Source organism: Chitinophaga agrisoli (assembly GCF_008386695.1).
GTDB lineage: Bacteria > Bacteroidota > Bacteroidia > Chitinophagales > Chitinophagaceae > Chitinophaga > Chitinophaga agrisoli.
In genome coordinates, this window is the sequence record NZ_VUOC01000066.1 from 1 (window position 1) to 1,256 (window position 1,256).

The 1,256-nt window shown below is 50.7% G+C and carries 1 protein-coding gene; it reads right to left on the reverse strand.

Annotated elements, in window-relative coordinates; genetic code table 11:
• Positions 1-207: 207 nt before the first annotated feature.
• Positions 208-1,256, reverse strand: a 1,049-nt coding sequence (locus F0L74_RS34610; RefSeq protein WP_213087173.1) for a reverse transcriptase domain-containing protein, incomplete at its 5' end; no start/stop codon positions are given.

Here is a 1,256-nt window from a genome sequence, read left to right on the forward strand (position 1 = left end):
AATGATGGAAAAATCAAACCTTACCAATGGCCCAGGAGTCTGCACCTGCCAGGACTCCCCATGAACACATTCACTTCTCTGCTCTTAAGGCATATCACTCATGACCAGTTATTCATAGAATCATAGAATCATAGAATAGTTAGGGTTGGAAAGGACCTTAAGATCATCTAGTTCCAACCCCCCTGCCATGGGCAGGGACACCTCACACTAAACCATATCACCCAAGGCTCTGTCCAGCCTGGCCTTGAACACCGCCAGGGATGGAGCATTCACAACTTCCCTGGGCAACCCATTCCAATGCCTCACCACCCTCACATTAAAGAACTTCCTCCTTATATCTAATCTAAACTTCCCCTGTTTAAGTTTAAACCCATTACCCCTTGTCCTATCACTACAGTCCCTAATGAAGAGTCCCTCCCCAGCATCCCTGTAGGCCCCCTTCAGATACTGGAAGGCTGCTATGAGGTCTCCATGCAGTCTTCTCTTCTCCAGGCTGAACAGCCCCAACTTTCTCAGCCTGTCTTCATATGGGAGGTGCTCCAGCCCCCTGATCATCCTTGTGGCCCTCCTCTGGACTTGTTCCAACAGTTCCATGTCCTTCTTATGTTGAGGACACCAGAACTGTACACAATACTCCAAGTGAGGTCTCACAAGAGCAGAGTAGAGGGGCAGGATCACCTCCTTCAACCTGCTGGTCACGCTCCTTTTGATGCAGCCCAGGATACGGTTGGCTTTCTGGGCTGCGAGCGCACACTGCCGGCTCATGTTCAGTTTCTCATCAACCAACACCCCCAAGTCCTTCTCCGCAGGGCTGCTCTGAATCTCTTCTCCGCCCAACCTGTAGCTGTGCCTGGGATTGCTCCGACCCAGATGTAGGACCTTGCACTTGGCATGGTTAAACTTCATAAGGTTGGCATCAGCCCACCTCACAAGCGTGTCAAGGTCCCTCTGGATGGCATTCCTTCCCTCCAGCGTATCCACCGAACCACACAGCTTGGTGTCATCGGCAAACTTGCTGAGGGCGCACTCAATCCCACTATCCATGTCACTGACAAAGATGTTGAACAAGACCGGTCCCAACACCGATCCCTGAGGGACACCACTCATTACTGGTCTCCAGCTGGACATTGAACAATTGACCACAACTCTTTGCATGCATCCATCCAGCCAGTTCTGAATGATGGTAGTGGTCCATCTATCAAATTGATGTCTCTCCAATTTAGGGACAAGGATGTCATGCAGGACAGTTTCGAACG